Here is a 22,304-nt window from a genome sequence, read left to right as displayed (position 1 = left end):
GGGAAGATGGCGGGATGCCGTTCACACTCAGTCATCCCGCCGCTGTGCTGCCGATGCTGCGCGAGGGGCGGCCGCGCGGACCACTGGTGGCCTCGGCGCTGGTCGCCGGTTCGCTGGCACCCGACGTCCCCTACTTCACCGACTCGCTGGTGCACGGCACCTTCGGCTTCGGGGTCTTCACGCACAGTCCGCTCGGTGTGCCCACCGCCGATGTGGCGATCGCCGCGGTGCTCGCCGCCGGCTGGCACTGGCTGCTGCGCGAGCCGCTGGTCGCGCTGCTGCCCGGCCGGTGGGCGGACGCCGCGGACGCCATGACCGCGCCGACCGGGCGGACCCGGGGCCTTGCCGGCGCCGGCCGCTTCGCGCTGTCCGCGGCCGTCGGCGCCGCGACGCATGTGGCCTGGGACGCCTTCACCCACGGCGGCCGGGCCGGCGTCCGGCTGCTGCCGGTGCTCGACCGTACGGTGCTGGGCCGCCCGCTGTATTACGACCTGCAGTTCGGGTCGTCCGTCCTGGGGCTGGGCATCGTCGGCTGGTACGTGGCGCGCACCCTGCGCGCGGCGCCCGCGGACGTACCGCCGCGCCCCCGGCCCCGGCTGTCCTCCCGCACCAGGGTCGCCGCGACCGTCCTGGTGGGCGCGGCCGCGGCGGCCGGGGCGGCGGCGCGCCTCGCCCGCTGGGACCACGGCCCGCTGCGCAGCGCCGGCGTCCTCGACCTGGTGCCGACCGTCGCTTTCGGCGGCGGCGCCGGCGCCGCGGTGGGCCTGGCCTGCTATGCGGCGGTGGCACGTACCGCGCTGGGCCGCCGCAGGGGAGCGGTGTGAACGGTCGGGCTGTTCGCCGTGGCAGGCGGCGCGACCAGGCTCGGGAAGGGCGTTCGGGGACGGTGAAGGTCACCGTGCCCGACGCGCCCGCGGCCGGGCTGATCCGCCGGAATCCCTTCAGCTGGTGCGGCGGCTCGCCCGCGGCGGACGGATCGGCCACGTAGAGCTGGGCAGCCTCGGTGCCCGCCCGGCTGCCGGTGTCGGTGACCGTCGCCTTCACCGTGGCCTGCCCGCCGGAGACCGCGCCGACCTGGAGGTCGCCGAACGAGAAGCTGGTGTAGGACAGCCCGAAGCCGAACGGGAACAGCGGGGTCAGGTTGTTCGTGTCATACCACAGGTAGCCGACCTTGAGGCAGGTACGGGTCCTCGCCGAAGGTCTCGTACGACCGGCCCCAGCGCGGGTCGCGGATGATGTTCACCGTCGCCGCCGAGGGCGACGTGCACACCCTTGGCGGCGAATTCCTGGCCGACCGCGTCGCCGTAGCTCTGCTGCCACCGCGGGTCGAAGGTCGCGGCGGACACCATGCCGGACGGCATCCGGGTCACCCCGCCGAGCCCGTCGCCGACACCGGCGGGGCCGTCCTCCGGAGCGACATCTGTCCCATCAGCTGGGCGGCCGTGGTGGAGGTGGCCGTCGTGGAGTTGAGCCACGGGCAGTCGCCGGGCGCGGGCCGCGACGGCGGCGGTGGGATGGTCGCGGTCACCCCGCCGACCGTGTGGACCGCGAACTCCCACATCGCGTAGCCGTACGTGGTGGCGCGGGCGGTGCCGTACATCCGGACGTAGCGGCCGCTGCCGGTGACGTCGATGCTCTGCTTGCCGCCGGTGCCGCCGGTGGTGGAGCTGGAAGGCTCGCATACGCGTTCTCCCAGGTGATCACGACCCGGCAGACGGGCAGGCTCGCGCCGGGGTCGACCTGGAACCACTGCGGGTCGAGGCGCTCGACCAGCGGCTGATGGTGCTGCCGTCGACGCCGTAGGCGGCGGAGTAGCCGGGGTCGTCGTCCTGGGGGGAGGAGGGTGGCCGGGTGGCCGAGGGCGGCGTTCTCGGTGCCGCAGTCGCCGGTGCCGGTGCCGCCGGTGGTGTCGCCGCCGGTGGTGCCGCTGCCGCCGGTGTGGACCTGGAATTCCCAGCGGGAGTATCCGTATCCGGTGGCGCGGGCGCATCCGTGGCGGGACCTGGGGCAACCTTCCGGTCATGCCAGGTGGTTGCAGGGGTATGGGTACTGACGTACGACCGGGCCGCCGCGGCCCGGGAGAGCGATCTCCGAGCGGGCGCGGGCCGCCCCCGCGGGCGTAACACGCCTTTTTCCGCACCCTCTTGCACCGAAGGGCTCCACCCCATGCCTTCCCCTTCCCCCCGCGTCCTGCTGTCCGGCCTCGGCGCCGCGGCGATCGCCGTGCTCGCCGGCTGCGGCACCCCGATCGGCACGGCCGCGCAGGACCGGGCCGCGCCGGTCGTCACGGACGGACGGCCGGCCGGCCCGGCCGCCACGACCGCGCCGGCGCCGAGCCGTACGCCCGCCGCACCCCGGCAGCTGCCGGGGCTCGGGGCGCAGACGCTGGCGCGAATACCCGCGCAGACCCGGCAGGCCGTCGTGGTGACCGGGCGCTCGCGCAACTCCTCCGACGCCACCGTCGTCCTCTATCGGCGGGCGGCGGACGGCAGTTGGCTGCCGGGCACCGCCTGGCCCGCGCACAATGCCAAGGACGGCTGGACCACCGACCACCATGCGGACGACCTGCGTTCCCCGATCGGGGTGTTCACGCTCTCCGACGCCGGCGGGCTGCTGTCCGACCCGGGCACGAAACTCCCCTACCACCACTCCGGGGGCTTCGACATCGGCGGGCGCGGCTTCCGCGGCGAGCCGCTCGCCGGGTCCTTCGACTACGTCGTCGCGATCGACTACAACCGCAGGACCGGGGTGACCCCGCTGGACTGGACCCGCCCGATGGGTGCCTCGCGGGGCGGCGGGATCTGGCTGCACGTCGACCACGGCGGCCCCACCCACGGCTGCGTCAGCGTCTCGGAGGCGCATATGAAGGAGTTGCTCGCCGCGCTCGACCCGGCGCTGCACCCGGTGGTCGTCATGGGTGACGCGGCCTCACTGGCCCGCTGAGGCGGTCCTGAAGACGTCGGCGTGCCGGGCGCACCAGCCGGCGAAGGTGGCCGGCTCGCGCCCGAGCAGCCGCTCGACGGTGTCGGTGCGGAATCCCGTGGTGTCGGCCCGCATCAGCGCGAAGCCCTCGACGACGGCGTCGGCGAGGGCGGGCGGAGCGCCGTTCGGGAAGCGGGCAGCCACCACCTCCCGCGCGGTCCCCGCGGGGCGCACCGCGATCGGCCGGCCGGCGGCGGCCGCGATGACCGCCACCTGCTCGGCCACCGTGAAGGACTCGGCGCCGGTGAGGGCGTAGTCGCGGCCCTCGTGCCCGTCGCCGGTCAGCACGTGCGCGGCGACCGCGGCGATGTCCGCGGGGTCGATCGGGGCCATGCGGCCGGGGCCGACCGGGTCGAGGACGTAGCCGCCCTCGCGGATGGTGGGGAGCCAGTCCAGCGCGTTGGTCATGAAGCCGCCGGGCCGCAGCACGGTGGCCGGGATGCCGGAGTCGCGGACGATCTGCTCGCGGGTGTGGTGCCAGCGGCCCATCGCGGGCATCGGGTCGCCCAGCACGTTGGTGGAGGACAGGAGCACGATGTGCCGTACGCCCGCGGCCTGCGCGGCGGCGACCGCGTGGGCCGCGGTGTCGGTGGCGATGCCCGGGGTGAGGAGGAACAGCCGGTCGGCGCCGGCGAAGGCGGCCGTCAGCGTCGCCGGAGCGGTGAGGTCGCCGGTGACGCGCTCGGCGGCGGCGGGCAGTGCGGCGGCGCGGGCCGGGTCGCGCACCAGGACGCGGAGCGCCGCGCCCGCCGCGTCGAGCTGTCTGACCAGCTCGCGGCCGATGTTTCCGGTGCCGCCGGTGACGAGTATCATCGGGATCTCCTGAGGTCGTTTGCCGTCTAATGACCTGACGGGAGAGGACGCTAGTCGGCTAATCATTAGCCGTCAATCGATTCCGGGGGCGGCCCGTGCCGCGCCCGCCGCCGGAAGGCCGCGATGCCCGAATTCCTCGACCTGCACAGCAGGACCACCAAAGTGCTGCGCGCGCTCGCCGACGAGACGATGCGCGCGAACGGCCTGCACTACGGCCAGCACCACCTGCTCGCAGCACTGTGGCGGCAGGACGGCAGGACACCGGGCGAGGTCGCCGCGAAGCTGCACGTCACCACCCCGACCGTGGTCAAGATGGCCGATCGGATGACCGCCTCAGGACTGCTCGTACGCCGCCGCGACGACCGCGACAACCGGCTGGTCCGGCTCTGGCTCACCGACGCGGGGCGCGCGCTGCGGGAACCGGTGGAGACCGCGCGCCGCGATCTGGAGGAGCAGGTCACCGCGGGCCTGACCGGGGCCGAACTGGCATGCCTGATGGACGCGCTGGCGAAGGTCGCCCGCACGGCGGAAGGCCTGCTCGGCCCGGACTCCTGACCGGGGTCGCCGCGCCTGGCCCAGCCGGGCGTGTCAGCCGGGAGGCTCAAGGCCCGCGAGCCGCAGCAGCAGGTCCCTGACCTCCGTGGCGTGGTAGCGGTCCCTGCCGTGGTCCGGGTCGGAGCAGATCAGCAACGGCCCGTCCTTCGGGTCGTCCGGCAGCCGCCCGTGGCTGCCGCCCACGCACGACGGGTCGAGTCCCACCACCTGGAGCGAGGTGCGGATGCCCAGCTTGAGCTTGGCCACCGACAGCGCCGCCCGCACCTTGACCGTCGGATCGGTCGGGTCGAGGAAGAGCTCGGCCGGGTCGTAACCGGACTTGCGGAAGATCTCCACGCCGGTCGCGAAGTCCGGCGCGAGGTCGTCGTCGAGCCAGTAGTAGTACGTGAACCACGCGTCGGGCTCGGCGACCGCGATCAGCTCGCCCGAGCGGTCGTGGCCGATCCGCAACCGCGCCTGCTCGCCCCGGTCCAGCACCCGGTCCACCCCGGGCAGCGCCTTGAGCACGTCCCGCACCCGGGGGACGTCGGCCGGGTCGCGGACGTAGACGTGCGCGACCTGGTGGTCGGCGACCGCGAAGGCCGGCGAGGTCCACGGGTCCAGGTTCTCCATGTCCTGCTGGACGTAGACGTTCAGCAGCCCCTCGCGGCGCAGCGCCCGGTTGATGTCGACCGGGCGGCGGGCCGCGGTGATGCCGTACTCGCTGAGCGCCACCACCGTCGTGCCCTCGGCGCGCAACCTGCGCAGCAGCGGGCCCAGTTCGTCGTCCACCGCGCGGGCCGCGGCCGCCGCCCGCGGGCCGTCGGGTCCGTGCCGCTGCACCTCGTAGTCCAGGTGCGGGATGTAGACCAGCAGGGTGTCGGGGGCGCGGGTGTCGAGGACGTGCCCGGCGGCGGCGACGATCCACCGGGTGGAGGCGATGCCCGCGCCCGGACCCCAGTAGCTGAACAGCGGGAACGGGCCGAGCGCCGCGGTGAGTTCGTCGTGGACGGACTGCGGATGGGCGTAGCAGTCCTGCGACTTGCGGCCGTCGTAGTGGTAGACCGGGCGCGGGGTGACCGTCACGTCGACGTCCATGCCCATCGCGTACCACCAGCAGATGTTGCCCACCCGGTAGCCGGGGTCGCTGCGGCGGCCCGCGGCCCACAGCTTGTCGCCGCGCACCAGGCTGTTCGACTGCCGCCAGTGGAATATCTCGCCCGCGTCGCGGAAGAACCAGCCGTTGGCGACGACGCCGTGCTCGTCGGGCATCGAGCCGGTCAGGATGCTGGACTGCACCGGGCAGGTCAACGCGGGGAAGACGGTGCCCATCTCGGCCGTGAAGCCCTCGGCGGCGACCTTCAGCAGCGCCGGCATGTGCGCCAGCAGCCGCGGGGTGAGGCCGACCACGTCGAGGACGACGGTCCTGGTGCGCTGTGCCGGCGGCGTCATACCGCCACCTCTTTCAGACCCAGACCGGTCAACGCGCCCGCGGCCCAGGCCACTTCCGCGGCGATCCCGGCCACCAGCGCGTCCGCCCCGGCGGGCCGCCGGTCCGCGGGCAGCACCGACCAGGTGTACGTCTCCACCTCGACGTGGTCGGCCAGCGCCGCGGGACCGCCGAGGAGCAGTGCGAGGGTCTCCTCCAGCACGGCCGAGGTGCTGGCCAGCGGCGCCCGCGGCGGTGCGTGCAGCGGGACATGGAAGTGCACCCGCCAGGGCGCGGCGGCGGGCAGCGCGCCGGGACCCGACAGGGCCTCGCCGAGGTCGTCGGCGCCATGGGCGGCGCCGGACGCTCCCGCCTCGCGGGTCTGGTGCAGGAAACGCGGCTCCACGAAGGCGGCCAGCGCCTCGCGTACGGCGGGGTCGCCCGGGTCGTCGGCCTGCAGCGCGCAGGACGCCTGCACCTTGACCACCGCGAGCCCGGCCGCCGCGATCCCGGCGAGCACCCGCGCGGGATCCTCGAACGACACCGCCAGATGGCACACATCGAGGCACACACCCAGCAAGCCGCCGCCCAGCCCGCCCAGTTCCCGCGCGATCTGGTCCACCGTCTCGACCGCGCAGCCCGGCTCCGGCTCGAAGCCGACCCGGACAGGGCGCCCGTCGCGGTCCGCCCGCTCGGCGAGGCCCGCCTCCAGCGCCCGCACCGACCGGCCCGCCGCCGCCCTGCGGCCGGCGTCCCAGGGATCGCGCCAGGCCAGCGGCAGCGTCGAGATACTGCCGTGCGGCACATCGTCGGGCAGCAGTCCGGCCAGCACGTCCGCCAGGTCGAGGGTGTAGTCGATCCGCTCCCGCGACGTCCAGTCCGGGCGGTAGACCGAGTGCTTGACCACCGGTGCGTGGAAGCCGCGGTAGGGGAAGCCGTTGAGGGTGACCACCTCCAGGCCGCGCGCGTCGAGTTCGGCCCGCAGGCGGGCCGGCGCAGCGCGGTCGGCGGCCAGTTCGCGGGCGGCGTCGTGGGCGAGCCACAGGCCGAGCCCGAGCCGGCCGGTGCCGAGCCGCTCCCGGACGGGCAGGGCGTAGCGGTCGAGTTGGCCGACGATCCCGGCCACGTCCTCAGCCGGGTGGACGTTGGTGCAGTAGCCGAGATGGACGGTGGTGCCGTCCGGGTGCCGCAGCCGCATGAAGTCCTCCTGGGGTCAACGGGAACCGCGCTGAACGGAATTGCCCTCGAAGACGGCCGCCGGGTCGACGGCGGGACCGTCCACCTCAAGCCGTCCGCCGGCGCCGTAGAAGGCCACCGGGTTCCGCCACAGCACGGTGTCGACGTCATCGGCGGTAAAGCCCGCGGCGAGCATCGCCTCGCCGGTCGCACGGGTCCGCAGCGGGTCGCTGTGCCCCCAGTCGGCGGCCGAGTTGACCAGGATGCGCTCGGTGCCGTATTCCCGCAGGATCGCGACCATCCGGTCGGGCTCCATCTTGGTGTCGGGATAGATGGAGAAGCCCGCCCAGCAGCCGGAGTCCAGCACCTGGCGGACCGTCAGTTCGTTGAGGTGGTCCACCACGACATGGCCGACGGGGATGCCCGACTCCCTGATCACGTCGAGCGACCTCGCGGTGCCCGCGGCCTTGTCGCGGTGCGGGGTGTGCACCAGGGCGGGCAGCCCGTGCTCGACGGCCAGCGCGAGCTGCGCGGTGAAGGCCTTCTCCTCGGCCGCGGTCATCGAGTCGAAGCCGGTCTCGCCGACCGCGACCACGCCGTCCTTGGCCAGATAGCGGGGCAGCAGCTCCAGCACCTCGGCGCACCGCGGGTCGTTGGCCTCCTTCGGGTTGAGCGCGACAGCGCAGTGGTGCCTGATGCCGAACTGCGCCGCCCGGTAGGGCTCCCAGCCGAGCAGCCCGTCGAAGTAGTCCACGAAGCTGGCCGCGGACGTGCGCGGCTGGCCCAGCCAGAAAGCGGGCTCCACCAGTGCGCGTACGCCCGCCGCGTGCATCGCCCGGTAGTCGTCCGTGGTGCGCGAGGTCATGTGGATGTGCGGGTCGAAGATGCGCATCGGCTGCTCCTGGGTGGGGGTTGCGGTGGTCAGCGCAGAGCGGCGAGCACCCGGCGGGCCGCCTCGGCCCTGCGCGGCTCCGGTGAGGCCGCCTCCGCGTGGATCGGCGAGGCGTCGAGCAGCGCGGGGAAGCGCCGCACCAGCGGGAGGACATCGGCCGGCACGTCGCGGCCGGCCGCGACCCGCTCGTGGGCGAAGTCCAGCAGCATCCGGGCGAGTTCGGCGTCCGTACGCTCACCGAGCCCGGCCACCGCGTCCAACGGGACGCCCAGGAAGACGCATTTGAGCACTCCCTGCCGCCAGGCCGCCGCGTCCAGGCCCGCAGCGGCGGGGCCGAGTGCCGCCCCGACCAGCGCGACGTCGTTCGTACGCAGCGCGTCCTCGATCAGCGGCAGCGCCGCCGGGCCGAGGCCCAGATGCGGCAACGCCCGCAGCACGGCGCGCCGTTCCGCCCGGTCGCCGTGGGCGTAGACCTCGGCGACCGCGTCGGCCGCGGCACCGGCCAGCAGGACCGTGCGGGCCGCCTCGTCCACCGTCCACCCGGCCCAGCCCGGCGCGCTCAGCGGGCCCCGCCCGCAGGCGCGGCCCACGGCCGGGAAGTCGGTGAGCAGCGCCACCGGGTCCTTCGCGGTCCTGGCCACCGCCGCCGCCAGCCAGTCCCGGCCCTCCGGCGTCACGGCGGCGTCGACCGCTTCAGCGGGCGAGACCTGGAGCGGGCGGGCGTGCGCGCGCAGGAAGTCCAGCGAACGGCAGGCGGTGTCCGGCGCGCTGTGGCTGTGCCGGGGCAATTCCACCGCGACCAGGCCGCCGTAGCCCACCTCGGCCAGCGCCGCGAGCACCGGCGCGAAGTCGATCTCGCCCTCGCCGAATTCGAGGTGCTCGTGCACGCCCCGCCGCATGTCGTCGATCTGCACGTTCACCAGGTCGGGTCCGGCGGACCGCACGCAGTCCGCCACCGGTTCGTCCTCCAGGCAGCGGCAGTGCCCGATGTCCAGGGTGAGCCGGAAGGACGCGGGGGCGCCCAGCGCGTCGCGCAGCCGCCGGTAGCCGGCCAAGTCCTCGACCAGCATGCCGGGTTCGGGCTCGAAGCCCAGCACCACGCCCTCGCGGGCGGCGGTCTCCGCGAGCCGCCCGCAGCCCTCGGCCAGCAGCTCCCAGCCCCGCTCCGGGGTACTGCCCGCGGGCAGCACGCCGCTCCAGAAGGACACCGCCTCCGCGCCGAGACCCGCGCCGACCCGTATCGCCCGCTCCAGGAAGTCGATCCTGGCCGCCCGCCCTTCGGCGTCCTCGTGCAGCAGGGTGGGGGAGTGCTTGCGCCACGGGTCGAGCAGATAGCGCGCGCCGGTCTCCACGACCACGGCCAGGCCCAGCGCGTCGAGCCGCCGGCGGGTCTCGCGCAGCCGCACGTCCAGGTCCGGGGAGAACGGGTCCAGATGGGCGTGGTCCAGGGTCAGCGCGACGCCCTCGTAGCCGAGCCCGGCGATCACGTCGAGGGCGTCGTCCAGGCGGTGGTTGGCGAAGCCGTTGGTGCCGTAGCCGAAGCGCAGCGGGGAGCGGGACGTCACGTCGGTGAGACCTTCCGTGAGAGCCGGCGGGCCAGCGGCAGCGCTGCCAGCAGGGGGAGCGCGGCCCCGACCGCTCCGGACCTGGCCGCCAGCGCCGCCTGCAACGGGATCAGGCCGAGGATCCCGGCGCCGACCGCCCGTTGCAGGCGGCGCGGGTCGGGCTTGCGTATCGCCGCGAACTGGGCGGCGCCGAAGGTGCTTCCGTACACGGACAGCAGCGCGGCCGCCGCGCCCCGCTGCCGGGCGCTCGCGCCCGGGGCCGCCGCGACGCCCGCCGCGAGGGCCGCCGTCGCGGCCAGGGTCGCCTCGGGCAGCGCGTGCGACGAGCCCTGCGCCTCGCGGCGGCTCAGCGCCATCACGATCCCGGTGTGCGCCGCGACCACCGCGGCGGCGGGCGCCGCCGCCCGCCGGCCCCGGGCGTCCTGCCCCGCTCCGAGCAGCACGTCCAGGCCGCGGGCCGCGGCCATCGCCGGCGCGCCGAGCGCGGTGTCCTTCAGTGCCAGGTCGTACGCCCACACCGTGGCGGCCAGCGGCAGCGCGGTCGCCAGCGCCGCTCGCCCGCCCGCCGCGGCCGCGACGCCCAGGCCGGCGCCGGTCAGCGCGACCGCGGTCGCCAGCGCCGTCCCGGCGCCCATCCGGCCCGACGGGATCGGCCGCCCCGGCCGCTCGACGGCGTCGACCTCGCGGTCGGCGTAGTCGTTGAGCGCCATGCCGCCCCAGTAGAGCAGCACGGAGGCGGTGGCGAGCCCCGCGGTGGCCGGGCGGCCGTGCGGCCACCCGGCCGCGCTCCCTCCGACGAGTACGTCGCCCGGCACGGTGAGGGCGGCGGGCGCCCGCACCAACTCGGCGAATACCTCAACTGTGGCCATTAGCCTCGCCCCTCCCGGGCCCGTCCCCCCGCGCCTGCCCGCGGCCGCATCGCGCGGCTGGTCGCGCACTTCCCCGCGCCCCTGGGCGGCAGCCCCGTCCTGTCGCGTTCACGGTTGCGGTCCGTCGTGGCTTGTCGCGCAGTTCCCCGCGCCCCTGAGGCGGGTGCCTCGTTCTGTTGCGTTCAAAGTTGCGGTCCGCTGTGGTTGGCCGTGCAGTTCCCCGCGCCCCTGAAAAACGCGTGCCCTCTGCGGCGGAGGCGAGGCGAGCCCCTGCCAGGGGCGAACGCCCGGGCGTAGGAGGACGCAGGCCAAAAGGGGCGCGGGGAACTGCGCGCCCCGCCGGCGAGGCGGGAGAGAAAGCAACACCACCGCAAGGGGCAACCCCCCAGGGGCTCGGGGAACTGCGCGACAAGCCACCCACACAGGGCAACCGTGGTGTCCGTAACAACACCCCGCAGGGAACTGCGCGCCCCGCCACAACGCACGCGCAGGCAAGGACGCACCGCAAGGGGCACCCACCCGGGGGCCCGGGGAACCGCGAGGCCGGCCCCCGCACGGCGGCACCGTGGGGGCGATCGCAGCCGCCCGCAAGGGCAATCGCGGGGTCACAACGGGGTCCTGGCCCAAGCCAGGAGGCGTTCGTACTGGGGCACAAGCCGATGCTCCGTCGCCCCCATCGGGTCCTTGAAGAAGAAGGCGAACTGCGGCTGCACCCCCACCGCCCCGCGGTCCATGGCGCGGTCCAGGAGCCGCACCAGGTCCAGCACCAACGGCGCGGCGAGAGCCGAATCGCACCCCTGCCAGGTGAATTGCATCGTCATCCGCACGCCGAGGAAGCCGTCGAAGGCGATGTGGTCCCACGCCGTCTTCCAGTCGCCCAGCGCGGGCACCTCGTCGATGTGGACCTCGCCCTCGACCGGGTCGGGGAGGAGCTCGGTGAGGCTGCGGGCCTTGGACGCGTTCTTGCTCGCCGCGGCGGACGGGTCCGCGAGCGTCGCCCCGTCCCCGCCGCCGAGCAGGTTCGTACCGGACCAGGCCCGTACGCGGAGCGCCCGGTGCGCGAACATCGGGGCGAGCGCGCTCCTGACCAGGGTCTCGCCGGTCTTTCCGTCGTTGCCCGTGTAAGGGACACCGATAGTGCGGGCGAGTTCGTCGAGTGCGGGCAGCCGCATCGCGCCGGACGGGGTGAAGTCGATGTAGCCGCACCCGGCGCCGAGCGCAGCGTAGGCGTAGAGCGCGTGCGGCGGCAGGACGGGGTCGGGGCCCGCCAGCGCGGCGCGCAGCGCGGCCAGGTCGGCGAAGGCGGGGTGCGGGGCGGCCTGCGGGGCGGTGGAGGACAGGTTGACCACCACGACCCGGTCCAGCCCGTGGCGTTCGCGGAAGTCCGCGAGCTGCCCGGCGATCGCGGCGGCCTGGGGTGCCTGGGAGCCGGCCGCGGCGCCGACGCCGGGGCGGATCTCCCGGTCGGCGGCGGTCAGCGCCTGTTGGAGGGAGGCGGGCAGGTCGGCGGGTACGACACCGGCCGCGACCAGCTGTTCTGCGCGTTTGGCCAGCGGGATGCCGGTGATGTCGCAGCCGCCGAAGACCAGGTCGCCGACCGGGGTGAGCCCTGTCTCGCGGAAGTCGGGCAGTTCGGTGACGCAGCCGACGGGCGGGGCGAGGCCCGCCGCCACGGCCGCGGCGCCGACGACGACCGTCGTGGCGACCGAGCCGCGTGCGCCGATGATCCACACCCCGAGACGGGGACCGTGTGCGGTGGCCGAACCCATGCCTTCACCTCCGTGTGTCACCTGCTGCGGAGCGTTCGGAGAAGCGTGCCCTGAGGCCGGGAAGGAGCGCGGGACGCACGTCCGCCGGGACCCCTGGGGTCTGGCGGTGAGCCCGCGGCCACGGCGCCGACGTAGCTGTTCGTCAGTTCAGCAAATAAACTAATCACCCCTTCCCCGTGCGGCAAGAGGCAGTCAAGAATCCGTTGAACGCACGACGTCCGGCGGTGACTTGAGCAACCCTGATGCGGTGTCCCCGGCGCCGCCGGGGACCGGGGCCGAGTCCGTGGAAGTCGGCGCGTAAGGTGCATCCCCGGCATCCGTGAGCGACCACCGCCGATGCTCGACGGCAGCCGGCCGCGGCTGCCGTCACCCGGTTCATTCTTTACTCCGGCTTTCCCGAGACTGTGCCTGAAGCCCGTTGAACTGCGGCGGAGCGTCTCTTAGTTTTGTGAACGAATAAATGGGTCAGAGAGGTTTGCCGGGCGGGACCCGTCGAGGTCCGCGCCCGGCGGAGAAAGGTCGCAGCGTGATGAACGGCGGCGGTCAGCCGGCGAGCAAGCAGAGCATGCGCCGGCACAACCTGGCGCTGGTGCTCCGTCAGGTCGCGGCCAGTGAAAGCGCCTCGCGGGCCACCGTCGCCGCCCGGGTGGGCCTGACCAAGGCCACCGTCTCCTCGCTGGTCGAGGAGTTGCGGCTGGCCGGGCTGGTCGTCGAGCACGTGCCGGAGAACCAGGGCAGGGTCGGCCGTCCGGGCGGCGCGCTCGCGCTCAACCCGCAGGGCGCGGCCGGCGTGGGCGTCGAGGTCAACGTCGACTACACCGCGGTCTGCGTCGCCGACCTGACCGGCGCCCCCCGGGTCCGCCTCACCGAGCGCGCCGACAACCGCGGCCGGGACGTCGAGGAGACGCTGCACTCGGCCGGCCGGCTCGCGGCCAGGGCCTGCGCCGCCGCCCGCCGCGCCGGACTCACCCCGGTCCAGGTCACCCTGGGCGTCCCCGGCCTGGTCCACGACGACAGGGTGCTGCACGCGCCCAACCTCGACTGGCGCCACATCCCCGCCGCCGACCTGCTGGTACGCGGCCTGGGCCGGCAGCGGCTCGCGGTGTCGGTCGACAACGAGGCCAACCTCGCGGCGATCGGCGAATTCCAGGCCAGGCCGGCCGGCGCGGGGGCGAGCTTCCTGTACGTGTCGGGGGAGATCGGCATCGGCGCCGGGCTGATGGTCGACGGCGAGCTCTTCCGCGGCGGCGGTTTCGCCGGCGAGATCGGCCATGTCACGGTGATCCCCGACGGACCCGAGTGCGGCTGCGGCGCGCGGGGCTGCCTGGAGCGCTACGCGGGGCAGGACGCGCTGCTGCAGGCCGCCGCGCTCGACTCGGTGAGCGCGACCCGGCTGGGCTCGGCGACCGCGGCGACCGCCACCGCGACCCGTACCGGCGGCGGACCGGGGCGGCACGCCCTGCAAGAGGCGCCGGCCGAGGGCAACGCCCCGGTGGAGCAGCTCGCGGCGCTGGCCGCCGAGGGCGACGACGCCGCGGTCAGGGCGCTCGCGGTGGCCGGCCGGGCGCTGGGCGTCGCGCTGTCCGGGGCGGTGAACCTGCTCGACCCGCCCGAGGTGGTGATCGGCGGGATATACGCCACGCTGGCGCCCTGGCTGATCCCCAGCCTCCAGGTGCAGCTGCACGAGCGGGTCACCTCGGGCCGCTGGCGGTCCGACCGGCTCCAGGTCTCCGGGCTCGGCACCGAGGCGGCCGTCAGGGGCGCCGCGGGCGCCGGGGTGCAGGCGATCCTGCGCGACCCGTCGGCCTACATCGACCTGACCAGCCCGGTGCTCTGAAAGATCTTCAACTCCTGCCGGAATCAGCTTCGTTGCGCCCTGGCCCAGTCGTGAAGGCCGGGGCGAAAGCGCTTCTTGGCTTGTCTGTGACAACCCTTGACGCTCTGCGCCCTGCCAATTAGTTTTTTGAACCAACGAACCAATTCATCACTCCGCTCGCGGTTTGCGCTGATCAGCGCGCCACGTCGGAGCTGAGGCATCCCTTGCCACCACCAAGTCCCAAGGCGATGCCGCAATGCCGCAGGACGGGCCCGTCGCCGCCCGGCGCGAGCAGACATGCCTCGCCGCGCCCCGAAGCGGTCCGTCCGCTCCACCCTGCGGCAACATCCCCCCGCAGTGCGTCACACGAGGAGCCGCCATGCGCACGCCCCGCCCACGCACCCGTCTTGCCCTGCTCGCGGCCTTGAGCCTGTCCGCGGCAGCCGTCCTGACCGCCGCCGCCCCCGCGGTGAGCGCCGCCCCCGCCCCGTCGTCCGCCGACCGGGCCGCGGCGGCGTCCTTCAAGATCCTGGTCTTCTCCAAGACCACCGGCTACCGGCACGACTCCATCCCGGCCGGCATCGCCGCCATCCAGCGCCTGGGCCAGCAGAACAACTTCACCGTCGTCGCCACCGAGGACGACACCCAGTTCACCGACGCCAACCTGGCGCAGTACGCGGCCGTGGTCTTCCTGTCCGCGACCGGCGACCCGGTGACCACCCAGGCCGGGAAGGACGCCTTCCAGCGCTACATCGAGCACGGCGGCGGCTACGTCGGCGTCCACGCCGCCTCCGACAGCGGCTACAACTGGGCCTGGTACGGCAACCTGGTCGGCGCGTACTTCAAGCAGCACCCGGCCATCCAGCCGGCCACCGTGAACATCGAGGAGCACACCCACCCTTCGACCCAGGGCCTGCCCAACTCGTACACCCACACCGACGAGTGGTACGACTTCCAGACCAACCCGCGTTCGAAGGTGCACGTCCTGGCGTCGGTGGACGACAACTCGTACTCCGGCTCCACCATGGGCGCCGACCACCCCACCACCTGGTGCCACAACTTCGACGGCGGCCGCGCCTGGTACACCGGCATGGGCCACACCAACGAGAGCTACACCGAGGCGAACTTCCTGCACCTGCTGCTCGGCGGCATCCAGACCGCGGCCGGCGTCGTGCCCGCCGACTGCTCGATCAGCTCCACCCCGCCCGTGGTGCACGGCATCAGCCTGAAGGCGCACGCCAACGGCAAGTACGTGACCGCGCCGAGCACGACGCAGCCGCTGATCGCCAGCAGCACCACGGTCGGCACCAACCAGACCTTCGACGAGGTCGACCTCGGCGGCGGCAACATCGCGCTGCGGGCCCACACCAACAACCAGTTCGTGGCGGCGGAGAACGCCGGAGCGGCCTCGCTGATCGCCAACCGGGCGGCGCAGGGATCCTGGGAGACCTTCCAGCTGATCCACAACTCCGACGGCAGCATCAGCCTGAAGGCCACGGTCAACAGCAGGTACGTGACCGCCGACAACGCGGGCGCGGCCGCGCTGATCGCCAACCGCACGGCCATCGGCCCGTGGGAGGAGTTCGACCTCTCCACCTTCTGAGCCCGCACCGCCCGGCAGCACGGCCGCACCCGCCATCCGCGGCCGTGGTGACCTGTCATGCCCATGATTACCGCTATCGAGGAGACCCACGTGTTGCCCGTACGACCACGACCACGGCCACGGCCGCGCCTGCGCCCCCGAGCGCGCGCCCGGCTGCTCAGCTGGCTGACACTGCTGGTGGCAGTGCTCACCCTGCCCGTACTCGCGGTGCTCGCCACCGTGCCCGCGGACGCCTCACCGCGGCAGAGCACCGCTGCCGCGAAGCCGGCCGTCGCCGGCGTCCCCGACAGCAGCTTCCAGAAGGTGCTGCTCAACAACTCGGGCGGAAACCCACTGCAGTTGGACATCGCCAGTGACGGGCGGGTCTTCTTCATCGACATGCTCGGCGACGTGCGGATCGTCAACACCGGCGGCACCACCGTGACCGCCGGGCACCTCGGCGTCTTCACGGCGAACGAGAGCGGTCTGCTGGCGATGGCGCTCGACCCGGCCTTCGCCACCAACCACTGGATCTACGTCTACTACTCGCCCTCGTCGGCGAGCGTCGACCGGCTCAGCCGCTTCACCGTCAACGGCTCCACGTTGGACATGACGAGCGAGAAGGTCGTCATGGAGGTCCCGGTCCAGCGCGCCGAGTGCTGCCACCACGGCGCCGGCATGGCCATGGACCACAAGAACGGCAACCTGTGGCTCTCCACCGGTGACAACACCAACCCGTTCGCCTCCGACGGCTACGCGCCGATCGACGAGCAGTCCGGCCGCGCCACGTGGGACGCCCAGCGCACCGCGGGCAACACCAACAGCCTGTCGGGCAAGGTGCTGCGCATCCACCCGGAGACCAACGGCACGTACACCATCCCGTCCGGCAACCTCTTCGCGCCCGGCACGGCCAAGACCAGGCCGGAAATCTATGCGATGGGCTACCGCAACCCCTTCCGGCTGGCCCTCGACCCGAAGACCGGCTTCGCGGTGGTCGGCAACTACGGCCCGGACGCCGGCGCCGCCAACTCCGGCCGCGGCCCGCAGAACACCGTCGAGTGGGACCTGCTGAGCAAGCCGGTCAACGCCGGCTGGCCGTACTGCGTCGGCAACAACACCCCCTACATCGACTACAACTTCGCCACCAAGACCTCCGGCTCCGCCTTCGACTGCGCGGGCGGCCCGACGAACAACTCCCCGAACAACACCGGCCTGACCAAGCTGCCGCCGGCCACCCCGGCCAACGTCTGGTACCACTACGGCGCGGACCCGAACAACTTCCCGCTGCTCAGCGGCGGCGCCCCGATGGCGGGCCCGGTCTACCGCTACGACGCCAACCTGGTCTCGGACCGCAAGTGGCCGGCCGCGATGGACGGCCAGGCGATCTTCTCCGAATGGAACACCAGCAAGGTCTTCACCTTCCACATCAAGTCGGACAACACCGGTACCGACGACATCCAGTCCTTCCTGCCGTCGGTGTCGTTCAAGAAGCCGATGGACATGAAGTTCGGTCCTGACGGCGCCCTTTACATGGTCGAGTGGGGCACCGGCTACGGCGGCAACAACGCCGATGCCGGCATCTACCGCATCGACTACCTCAACAGCAGTGCGCTGCCGGTCGCCAAGGCGAGCGCCAACCGCACCAGCGGCCCCGCGCCACTGGCGGTGACCTTCTCCAGCAGCGGCTCCAACGACCCGGCGGGCGGCAGCCTCACCTACAAGTGGGCTTTCGGTGACGGGTCCACCTCGACCACCGCCAACCCCAGCCACACCTACAGCGCGGTCGGCAACTACACCGCCGTGCTGACCGTCACCAACAGCGCGGGCAAGAGCTCGACCGCGAGCATCGACATCACCGCGGGCAACACCATGCCGACGCTCACCATCACCGCGCCGCCCAACGGCGGGATGTTCGACTGGGGTGACAAGGTCAACTTCGCGGTCACCGCCACCGACCCCGAGGACGGCACGGTCAACTGCGCCCAGGTCAAGATCCAGGCCATCCTGGGCCACGACACCCACGGCCACCCGCTCGACCAGTACAGCGGGTGCTCCGCCACCGTCTCCACGACGCTGTCCAACGGCCACAGCGACGGGGACAACGTCTTCTACGTGATCGAGGCCAGCTACACCGACAAGGGCGGCAGCGGCGGGGCCGCACCGCTCACCGGCCGGGCCCAGATCACCCTGCAATCCAAGCACAAGCAGGCTGAGTTCTTCACCGACACCGGCCGCGCCGGCGACGGGCAGGGCACCGACACCCCGGGTGTCACCGTCGAGAACGGCGCCGACAGCGCCGGCGGCGGCCAGGACATCGGCTTCATCGAGGACGGCGACTACTGGAGCGTGTCGCCGATCGCCCTGAACAACATCACCTCGGTGGGCTTCCGTACGGCCTCGGCGAACGCCGGCGGCCGCATCGAGGTCCGCTGGAACTCCCCGACCGGCACCCTGCTCGGCACCGCCACCGTACCGACCACCGGTGCCTGGCAGACGTACACCGACGTCACCGCCACCCTGAGCAATGTGCCGAGCGGCAGCGGCAAGGTCTACTTCGTCGCCCGCAACGGCTCGGGCCACACCGGGCCGGGTGCGCTGATGAACGTCAACTGGATGCTGTTCGCCGGCGCCGGGGTCGGCACCCCGGGCACCCCCGGCGGCGGTACCGGCATCAGCCTGAAGGCGCACGCCAACGGCAAGTACGTGACCGCGCCGAGCACGACGGATCCGCTGATCGCCGGCAGCACCACGGTCGGCACCGCCCAGACCTTCGACGAGGTCGACCTGGGCAACGGCAATATCGCGCTGCGCGCCCACGTCAACAGCCAGTTCGTGGCGGCGGAGAACGCCGGAGCGGCCTCGCTGATCGCCAACCGGGCGACGCAGGGATCCTGGGAGACCTTCCAGCTGATCCACAACTCCGACGGCAGCATCAGCCTGAAGGCCACGGTCAACGGCAAGTACGTGACGGCGGAGAACGCCGGCGCGGGTGCCCTGATCGCGAACCGGGACGCCATCGGCCCCTGGGAGGAGTTCGACCTGGGCACCGTGTGAGCACGCGGCGCTGACACGGGACTGCCCCGGGCCGACGGCCCGGGGCAGTCCCGTGCGGGGGTTCGGGGGCGGCGGATCAGGTGAAGGACGTCGGCAGGTACAGGTCGACGTTCTCCTTGGTGACCGTCGCGGAGAACAGCGTGATGGAGCTGGGCACCTCCTGCTCGACCAGGTCGCCCATGCCCTTGTTCTGGCCGATCAGCCGGGCCAGGGTGATGGCGGAAGCCGACATGCTCGACGGGTAGACCACGGTGGCCTTGAGCACCCCGCTGTCCGCCTTGATCTCCTGCATCGCGTGCCGGGAGCCGGCGCCGCCGACCATGAAGAACTCGCTGCGGCCGGCCTGCTTGATGGCGGCCTCCACGCCGATACCCTGGTCGTCGTCGTGGTTCCAGACCGCGTCCAGCTTGGAGCGGGCCTGGAGCACGTTGCTCATCACCTGCTGGCCGCTGTCCGCGGTGAACTGCGCGGCCTGCCGGATGCTCACCGAGAAGCCGGCCTTGGCCAGCGCGTCCTTGAAGCCCTGGCTGCGCTGCTTGGTCAGGTCGAGGTTGTCGATACCGGCGATCTCGGCGATCACCGGCTTGCTGACCCCCTTGGCCTTGAGCGTCTTGACGATGTACTGCCCGGCGTTGACGCCCATGCCGTAGTTGTCGCCGCCGATCCAGGTGCGGTAGGCCAGCGAGTTGTCGAAGACCCGGTCCAGGTTGACCACCGGGATGCCGGCGTCCATCGCCTGGGCGCCGATCGAGGTCAGCGCCTTGCCGTCGAAGGGCAGGATCACCAGGACGTCGACCTTCTTGTCGATCAGCGTCTGGACCGCGCTGATCTGCGCGTTGACGTCGTTGGTGCCCTCGGCGGCCTGGAAGCTGACGTCGGTGTACTGCCCCGCCTGCGCCTTGGCGTTCTTGGTGATCGCCGCTATCCAGCCGTGGTCGGCGGCCGGCGCGGAGAAGCCGACGGTGACGTGCTTGCCGGGGGTGCTGCCCGACGCGCTGGACGCGGCCTTCACATTGGCCTTGTCCGCGTCGCCGTTGGAGTTGCTGGTGCACGCCGTCAGCAGCAGACCGCTGCCCAGGGCGCCTGCGCCGAGCAGCATGTTTCTGCGCCCCATGGCCGTGGGTCCGGTCTCTTTCATACGTGTTCCCTTCAGAGGGCGGTGGAGGCGGGAGGGTGGTGCGGGGTGGAGCCGCCGGTCAGGCCGGGGAGCGCGCACCTCGGGTGCGCTGCAGCAGGACGGCGACCAGGATGATCAGCCCCTTGGCGATCTCCTGGATGTCCGTGGTCAGGTTGTTGAGCACGAAGATGTTGGTGATCGTGGTGAAGACCAGGACGCCGAGGATCGAGCCGAACAGCGACCCGCGGCCGCCGGCCAGCAGGGTCCCCCCGATGATCACCGCGGCGATCGAGTCCAGCTCGTAGAGGTTGCCGAGGTTGCTGGCACCGCTGGTGGTGCGGGCGGTGAGCATGACCGCGGCGATGCCGCAGCACACCCCGGACAGCACGTACAGCAGCATGGTGTGCCGCCGTACCGCGATACCCGCCAGCCGGGCCGCCTCCGGATTGCCGCCGACCGCGAAGGTGTGCCGGCCGAAGGTCGTACGGTTCAGCAGCAGCCAGCCGATCACCACGATCCCGGCCATCAGGTAGACCAGCAGCGGGATGCCGAGGAATTTGTCGGTCGCGATCCGGTTGAAGGAATCCACCGTCACCACCTGCGACTGCCGGTCCGACAGCCGCTCGGCGACACCGCGGGCCGACGCCATCATGGCCAGCGTGGTGATGAAGGCGACGATCTTGCCGTAGGCGATCAGCACACCGTTGAGCAGTCCGACGACCGAGCCGACCACGACCGCGGTGAAGATCATCCCGCCGAGCCCGTACGACTGGGTGGCGACCGTGGTGCACCACACCGAGGCGACCGCGACGATCGCGCCGACCGACAGGTCGATGCCGCCGCCGATGATGACGAAGGTCTGGCCCACCGTGATGACGCCGATGACCGCCGCGCTGGTCAGGATGTTGACGATGTTGTCGGTCGTCAGGAAGTTGCCGGAGGTCGCGGTGCCCACCACGCCCAGCAGCACGAGCACCACGAGCAGTCCGAGGCTGTGCACCTGGTGCAGCGGGAAGAACCGCGGCAGCTGCTGCCGCCGCCCGGCCCCCGGCCGGGTCGCCCCGGGGTCGGGGCCCTCCTTCACCAGCGACGGCTTGGCGGTGACGTCTGCGCCGGACCGGCCCTGCGCAGGCAGCACGGAGGCGTCCTCCGCGGGTCTCGGCGTGGTCTGGTCACTCATGAACGGCTCTCTTCCATCACGAGGTCGAGTACGTGGGATTCCTTCAGCGAGGCGGCTTCGGCCTCGTGGACGATGCGGCCCTCGCGCAGCACCAGGGCGCGGTCGGCGAGGCCGAGGACTTCGGGGACCTCGCTGGACACGAACAGCACCGCGACCCCGGAGTCCGCCAACTCCCGCACCAGCGCGTACAGCTCGGAGCGCGCACCGACGTCCACCCCGCGGGTGGGCTCGTCGAGCAGCAGCACCCGGCAGCCGCGCAGCAGCCAGCGGGCCAGCACCGCCTTCTGCTGGTTGCCGCCGGACAGCGTGCGGACCGGGCGCTGCGGGTCGGCCGGGCGCAGGTCGAGGGCGGCGACCCGCTCGGTCGCGGCGGCCGCCTCCCGGCGGCGGTCCAGCCAGCCGAAGCGTGCGAAGCGGCCCAGCGAGGAGATGCTGACGTTGCGTACGACGCTGTCCTGGAGGAAGAGCGCCTGGCTCTTGCGCTCCTCGGGCGCCAGGCCGACGCCGGCCTTCACCGCGGCGGTCACCCGCCCCGGCGGCAGCGGCCTGCCGTCGACCAGGACAGCTCCGGACGCCGGGCGCGTCGCACCGTAGACGGCGTGCAGGATCTCCGACCGGCCGGACCCGACCAGGCCCACCAGGCCCACGATCTCCCCGGCCCTGACGGTGAAGCTGACGTCCTCGAAGCTGCCGGGCTGCGTCAGGTGCTCCACCCGCAGCACCTCGTCGCGGGCTGCCGCGGCCTGCTGCCCGCCGCGCTGCGGGAAGTCGTACGCGCTCTCCCGACCGGTCATCAGCGCCACGAGCTGGGCGGTCGGGGTACTGGCTGGCAGTCCGCCGGCGACCGTGCGGCCGTCCTTGAGCACGGTGACCCGGGTGCCGATGGCCCGAATCTCGCCCATGCGGTGGGAGATGTAGAGGACGGCCACGCCGGTCGCGGTCAGCTCGCCGATGACCCGGAAGAGGTTGCCGACCTCGTCCTGGGTGAGGACCGCGGACGGCTCGTCCATCACGATCAGCCGGGTGTCGTGCGACAGCGCCCTGGCCATGCTGACGATCTGCTGCTGGGCGGGGGACAGGCTGCCGACCTCGGTGCCCGGCGCGATCTCCGGGTGGCCCAGCGAGCGCAGCAGCTCGCGGGCTGCCGCGGCCGTCTCACCGCGCCGGGTCAGACCGTAGCGGGCGCGCTCGTGGCCGAGGAAGATGTTGTCCGCCACCGACAGCCCGTCCACCAGGTCGAGTTCCTGGTAGATGGTGGAGATCCCGTGCCGCATCGCCGCCGTGGGGCTGGGCAGCACCACCGGTTCGCCGTCCCAGGTCAGATCGCCGCTGTCCGGCTGGTGGGCACCGGCAAGGACCTTGATCAGGGTCGACTTGCCGGCGCCGTTCTGGCCGAGGAGGCAGTGCACCTCTCCTGCCTCGACCTCCAGATCAACGCCGTCCAGTGCCTTGGCACCGGGAAATTCCTTGGTAATTCCCCGCATTCGAAGCAGAGGAGAACTCACATTGCCGCCTAGGGAGGGGGG

At 72.8% G+C, this 22,304-nt stretch carries 17 protein-coding genes and 1 pseudogene; 7 read left to right on the top strand and 11 right to left on the bottom strand.

Annotated features, from left to right (window positions below):
- Positions 1-14 precede the first annotated feature (14 nt).
- The 3 genes from OG900_02640 (at position 15) to OG900_02630 (ending at position 2,943) form a co-directional block, all read left to right on the top strand.
- Entirely contained in the window at positions 15-824 is an 810-nt protein-coding gene (locus OG900_02640; GenBank protein ID WUH89136.1) for a DUF4184 family protein, read from the top strand.
- A gap of 408 nt (positions 825-1,232) precedes the next feature.
- Positions 1,233-1,568, top strand: coding sequence for a hypothetical protein (locus OG900_02635; GenBank protein ID WUH89135.1), 336 nt, complete (start codon positions 1,233-1,235; stop codon positions 1,566-1,568).
- A gap of 598 nt (positions 1,569-2,166) precedes the next feature.
- Positions 2,167-2,943 (top strand): L,D-transpeptidase family protein, encoded by a 777-nt coding sequence (locus OG900_02630; protein WUH89134.1) that lies wholly within the window; start codon positions 2,167-2,169, stop codon positions 2,941-2,943.
- On the opposite strand, the gene OG900_02625 is transcribed toward OG900_02630, so the two are convergent.
- Positions 2,929-3,795, bottom strand: a complete 867-nt coding sequence (locus OG900_02625; protein ID WUH89133.1) for an NAD(P)H-binding protein — start codon at positions 3,793-3,795, stop codon at positions 2,929-2,931. The genes OG900_02630 and OG900_02625 overlap by 15 nt on opposite strands.
- A gap of 123 nt (positions 3,796-3,918) precedes the next feature.
- On the opposite strand from OG900_02625, the gene OG900_02620 reads away from it, so the two are divergent.
- Positions 3,919-4,350, top strand: coding sequence for a MarR family winged helix-turn-helix transcriptional regulator (locus tag OG900_02620; protein ID WUH89132.1), 432 nt, complete (start codon positions 3,919-3,921; stop codon positions 4,348-4,350).
- 33 nt (positions 4,351-4,383) lie between these two features.
- On the opposite strand, the gene OG900_02615 is transcribed toward OG900_02620, so the two are convergent.
- The 7 genes and pseudogenes from OG900_02615 to OG900_02585 all read right to left on the bottom strand — a co-directional run bounded on the left by OG900_02615 (position 4,384) and on the right by OG900_02585 (position 12,029).
- Entirely contained in the window at positions 4,384-5,781 is a 1,398-nt protein-coding gene (locus OG900_02615) for an alkaline phosphatase family protein (protein WUH89131.1), read from the bottom strand.
- The gene (gene eboE / locus OG900_02610) at positions 5,778-6,956 is read right to left on the bottom strand and encodes a metabolite traffic protein EboE (GenBank protein ID WUH89130.1); all 1,179 of its coding nucleotides are present in this window, start codon (positions 6,954-6,956) and stop codon (positions 5,778-5,780) included. Before eboE ends, OG900_02615 begins: the two co-directional genes overlap by 4 nt.
- Positions 6,957-6,971: 15 nt before the next feature.
- Positions 6,972-7,826, bottom strand: coding sequence for a TatD family hydrolase (locus tag OG900_02605; protein WUH89129.1), 855 nt, complete (start codon positions 7,824-7,826; stop codon positions 6,972-6,974).
- A gap of 29 nt (positions 7,827-7,855) precedes the next feature.
- Positions 7,856-8,359 (bottom strand): EboA domain-containing protein, encoded by a 504-nt coding sequence (locus OG900_02600; GenBank protein WUH95592.1) that lies wholly within the window; start codon positions 8,357-8,359, stop codon positions 7,856-7,858.
- Between the two features lie 186 nt (positions 8,360-8,545).
- A pseudogene (locus OG900_02595) lies at positions 8,546-9,391 on the bottom strand (sugar phosphate isomerase/epimerase).
- Positions 9,388-10,260, bottom strand: coding sequence for a UbiA family prenyltransferase (locus OG900_02590; protein WUH89128.1), 873 nt, complete (start codon positions 10,258-10,260; stop codon positions 9,388-9,390). Before OG900_02590 ends, OG900_02595 begins: the two are co-directional and overlap by 4 nt.
- Positions 10,261-10,865: 605 nt before the next feature.
- The gene (locus OG900_02585; protein WUH89127.1) at positions 10,866-12,029 is read right to left on the bottom strand and encodes an inositol-3-phosphate synthase; all 1,164 of its coding nucleotides are present in this window, start codon (positions 12,027-12,029) and stop codon (positions 10,866-10,868) included.
- Between the two features lie 529 nt (positions 12,030-12,558).
- On the opposite strand from OG900_02585, the gene OG900_02580 reads away from it, so the two are divergent.
- The 3 genes from OG900_02580 (at position 12,559) to OG900_02570 (ending at position 18,481) form a co-directional block, all read left to right on the top strand.
- A complete protein-coding gene (locus OG900_02580) occupies positions 12,559-13,866 on the top strand; it encodes an ROK family protein (protein ID WUH89126.1) in 1,308 nt (435 codons plus the stop codon).
- Positions 13,867-14,224: 358 nt separating this feature from the next.
- The gene (locus OG900_02575) at positions 14,225-15,448 is read left to right on the top strand and encodes a ThuA domain-containing protein (GenBank protein WUH89125.1); all 1,224 of its coding nucleotides are present in this window, start codon (positions 14,225-14,227) and stop codon (positions 15,446-15,448) included.
- A 177-nt stretch (positions 15,449-15,625) separates the two neighbouring features.
- A complete protein-coding gene (locus OG900_02570; protein WUH89124.1) occupies positions 15,626-18,481 on the top strand; it encodes a PQQ-dependent sugar dehydrogenase in 2,856 nt (951 codons plus the stop codon).
- Between the two features lie 76 nt (positions 18,482-18,557).
- On the opposite strand, the gene OG900_02565 is transcribed toward OG900_02570, so the two are convergent.
- Genes OG900_02565 through OG900_02555 form a run of 3 tightly spaced genes read right to left on the bottom strand, consistent with a single transcriptional unit; the run spans position 18,558 to position 22,262 of the window.
- A complete protein-coding gene (locus OG900_02565) occupies positions 18,558-19,619 on the bottom strand; it encodes a substrate-binding domain-containing protein (protein WUH89123.1) in 1,062 nt (353 codons plus the stop codon).
- Positions 19,620-19,677: 58 nt separating this feature from the next.
- A complete protein-coding gene (locus OG900_02560; GenBank protein ID WUH89122.1) occupies positions 19,678-20,778 on the bottom strand; it encodes an ABC transporter permease in 1,101 nt (366 codons plus the stop codon).
- Positions 20,775-22,262: a sugar ABC transporter ATP-binding protein gene (locus OG900_02555; GenBank protein ID WUH89121.1), complete on the bottom strand. Its 1,488-nt coding sequence runs from the start codon at positions 22,260-22,262 to the stop codon at positions 20,775-20,777. The genes OG900_02560 and OG900_02555 overlap by 4 nt, the downstream gene beginning before the upstream one ends.
- Positions 22,263-22,304: the final 42 nt, after the last annotated feature.

Origin of the sequence: Streptomyces sp. NBC_00433, from assembly GCA_036015235.1 — a bacterium.
GTDB lineage: Bacteria > Actinomycetota > Actinomycetes > Streptomycetales > Streptomycetaceae > Actinacidiphila.
Note: the sequence above shows the minus strand (reverse complement) of the source record. Positions and strands in the feature narration are given on the sequence as shown.

Excerpts from the sequence above, each read along its gene's own strand:
- OG900_02640 (WUH89136.1), top strand. The coding sequence starts at position 15 with ATGCCGTTCACACTCAGTCATCCCGCCGCTGTGCTGCCGATGCTGCGC.
- OG900_02635 (WUH89135.1), top strand. The coding sequence starts at position 1,233 with ATGATGTTCACCGTCGCCGCCGAGGGCGACGTGCACACCCTTGGCGGC.
- OG900_02630 (WUH89134.1), top strand. The coding sequence starts at position 2,167 with ATGCCTTCCCCTTCCCCCCGCGTCCTGCTGTCCGGCCTCGGCGCCGCG.
- OG900_02625 (WUH89133.1), bottom strand. The coding sequence starts at position 3,795 with ATGATACTCGTCACCGGCGGCACCGGAAACATCGGCCGCGAGCTGGTC.
- OG900_02620 (WUH89132.1), top strand. The coding sequence starts at position 3,919 with ATGCCCGAATTCCTCGACCTGCACAGCAGGACCACCAAAGTGCTGCGC.
- OG900_02615 (WUH89131.1), bottom strand. The coding sequence starts at position 5,781 with ATGACGCCGCCGGCACAGCGCACCAGGACCGTCGTCCTCGACGTGGTC.
- eboE (WUH89130.1), bottom strand. The coding sequence starts at position 6,956 with ATGCGGCTGCGGCACCCGGACGGCACCACCGTCCATCTCGGCTACTGC.
- OG900_02605 (WUH89129.1), bottom strand. The coding sequence starts at position 7,826 with ATGCGCATCTTCGACCCGCACATCCACATGACCTCGCGCACCACGGAC.
- OG900_02590 (WUH89128.1), bottom strand. The coding sequence starts at position 10,260 with ATGGCCACAGTTGAGGTATTCGCCGAGTTGGTGCGGGCGCCCGCCGCC.
- OG900_02585 (WUH89127.1), bottom strand. The coding sequence starts at position 12,029 with ATGGGTTCGGCCACCGCACACGGTCCCCGTCTCGGGGTGTGGATCATC.
- OG900_02580 (WUH89126.1), top strand. The coding sequence starts at position 12,559 with ATGAACGGCGGCGGTCAGCCGGCGAGCAAGCAGAGCATGCGCCGGCAC.
- OG900_02575 (WUH89125.1), top strand. The coding sequence starts at position 14,225 with ATGCGCACGCCCCGCCCACGCACCCGTCTTGCCCTGCTCGCGGCCTTG.
- OG900_02565 (WUH89123.1), bottom strand. The coding sequence starts at position 19,619 with ATGAAAGAGACCGGACCCACGGCCATGGGGCGCAGAAACATGCTGCTC.
- OG900_02560 (WUH89122.1), bottom strand. The coding sequence starts at position 20,778 with ATGAGTGACCAGACCACGCCGAGACCCGCGGAGGACGCCTCCGTGCTG.
- OG900_02555 (WUH89121.1), bottom strand. The coding sequence starts at position 22,262 with ATGCGGGGAATTACCAAGGAATTTCCCGGTGCCAAGGCACTGGACGGC.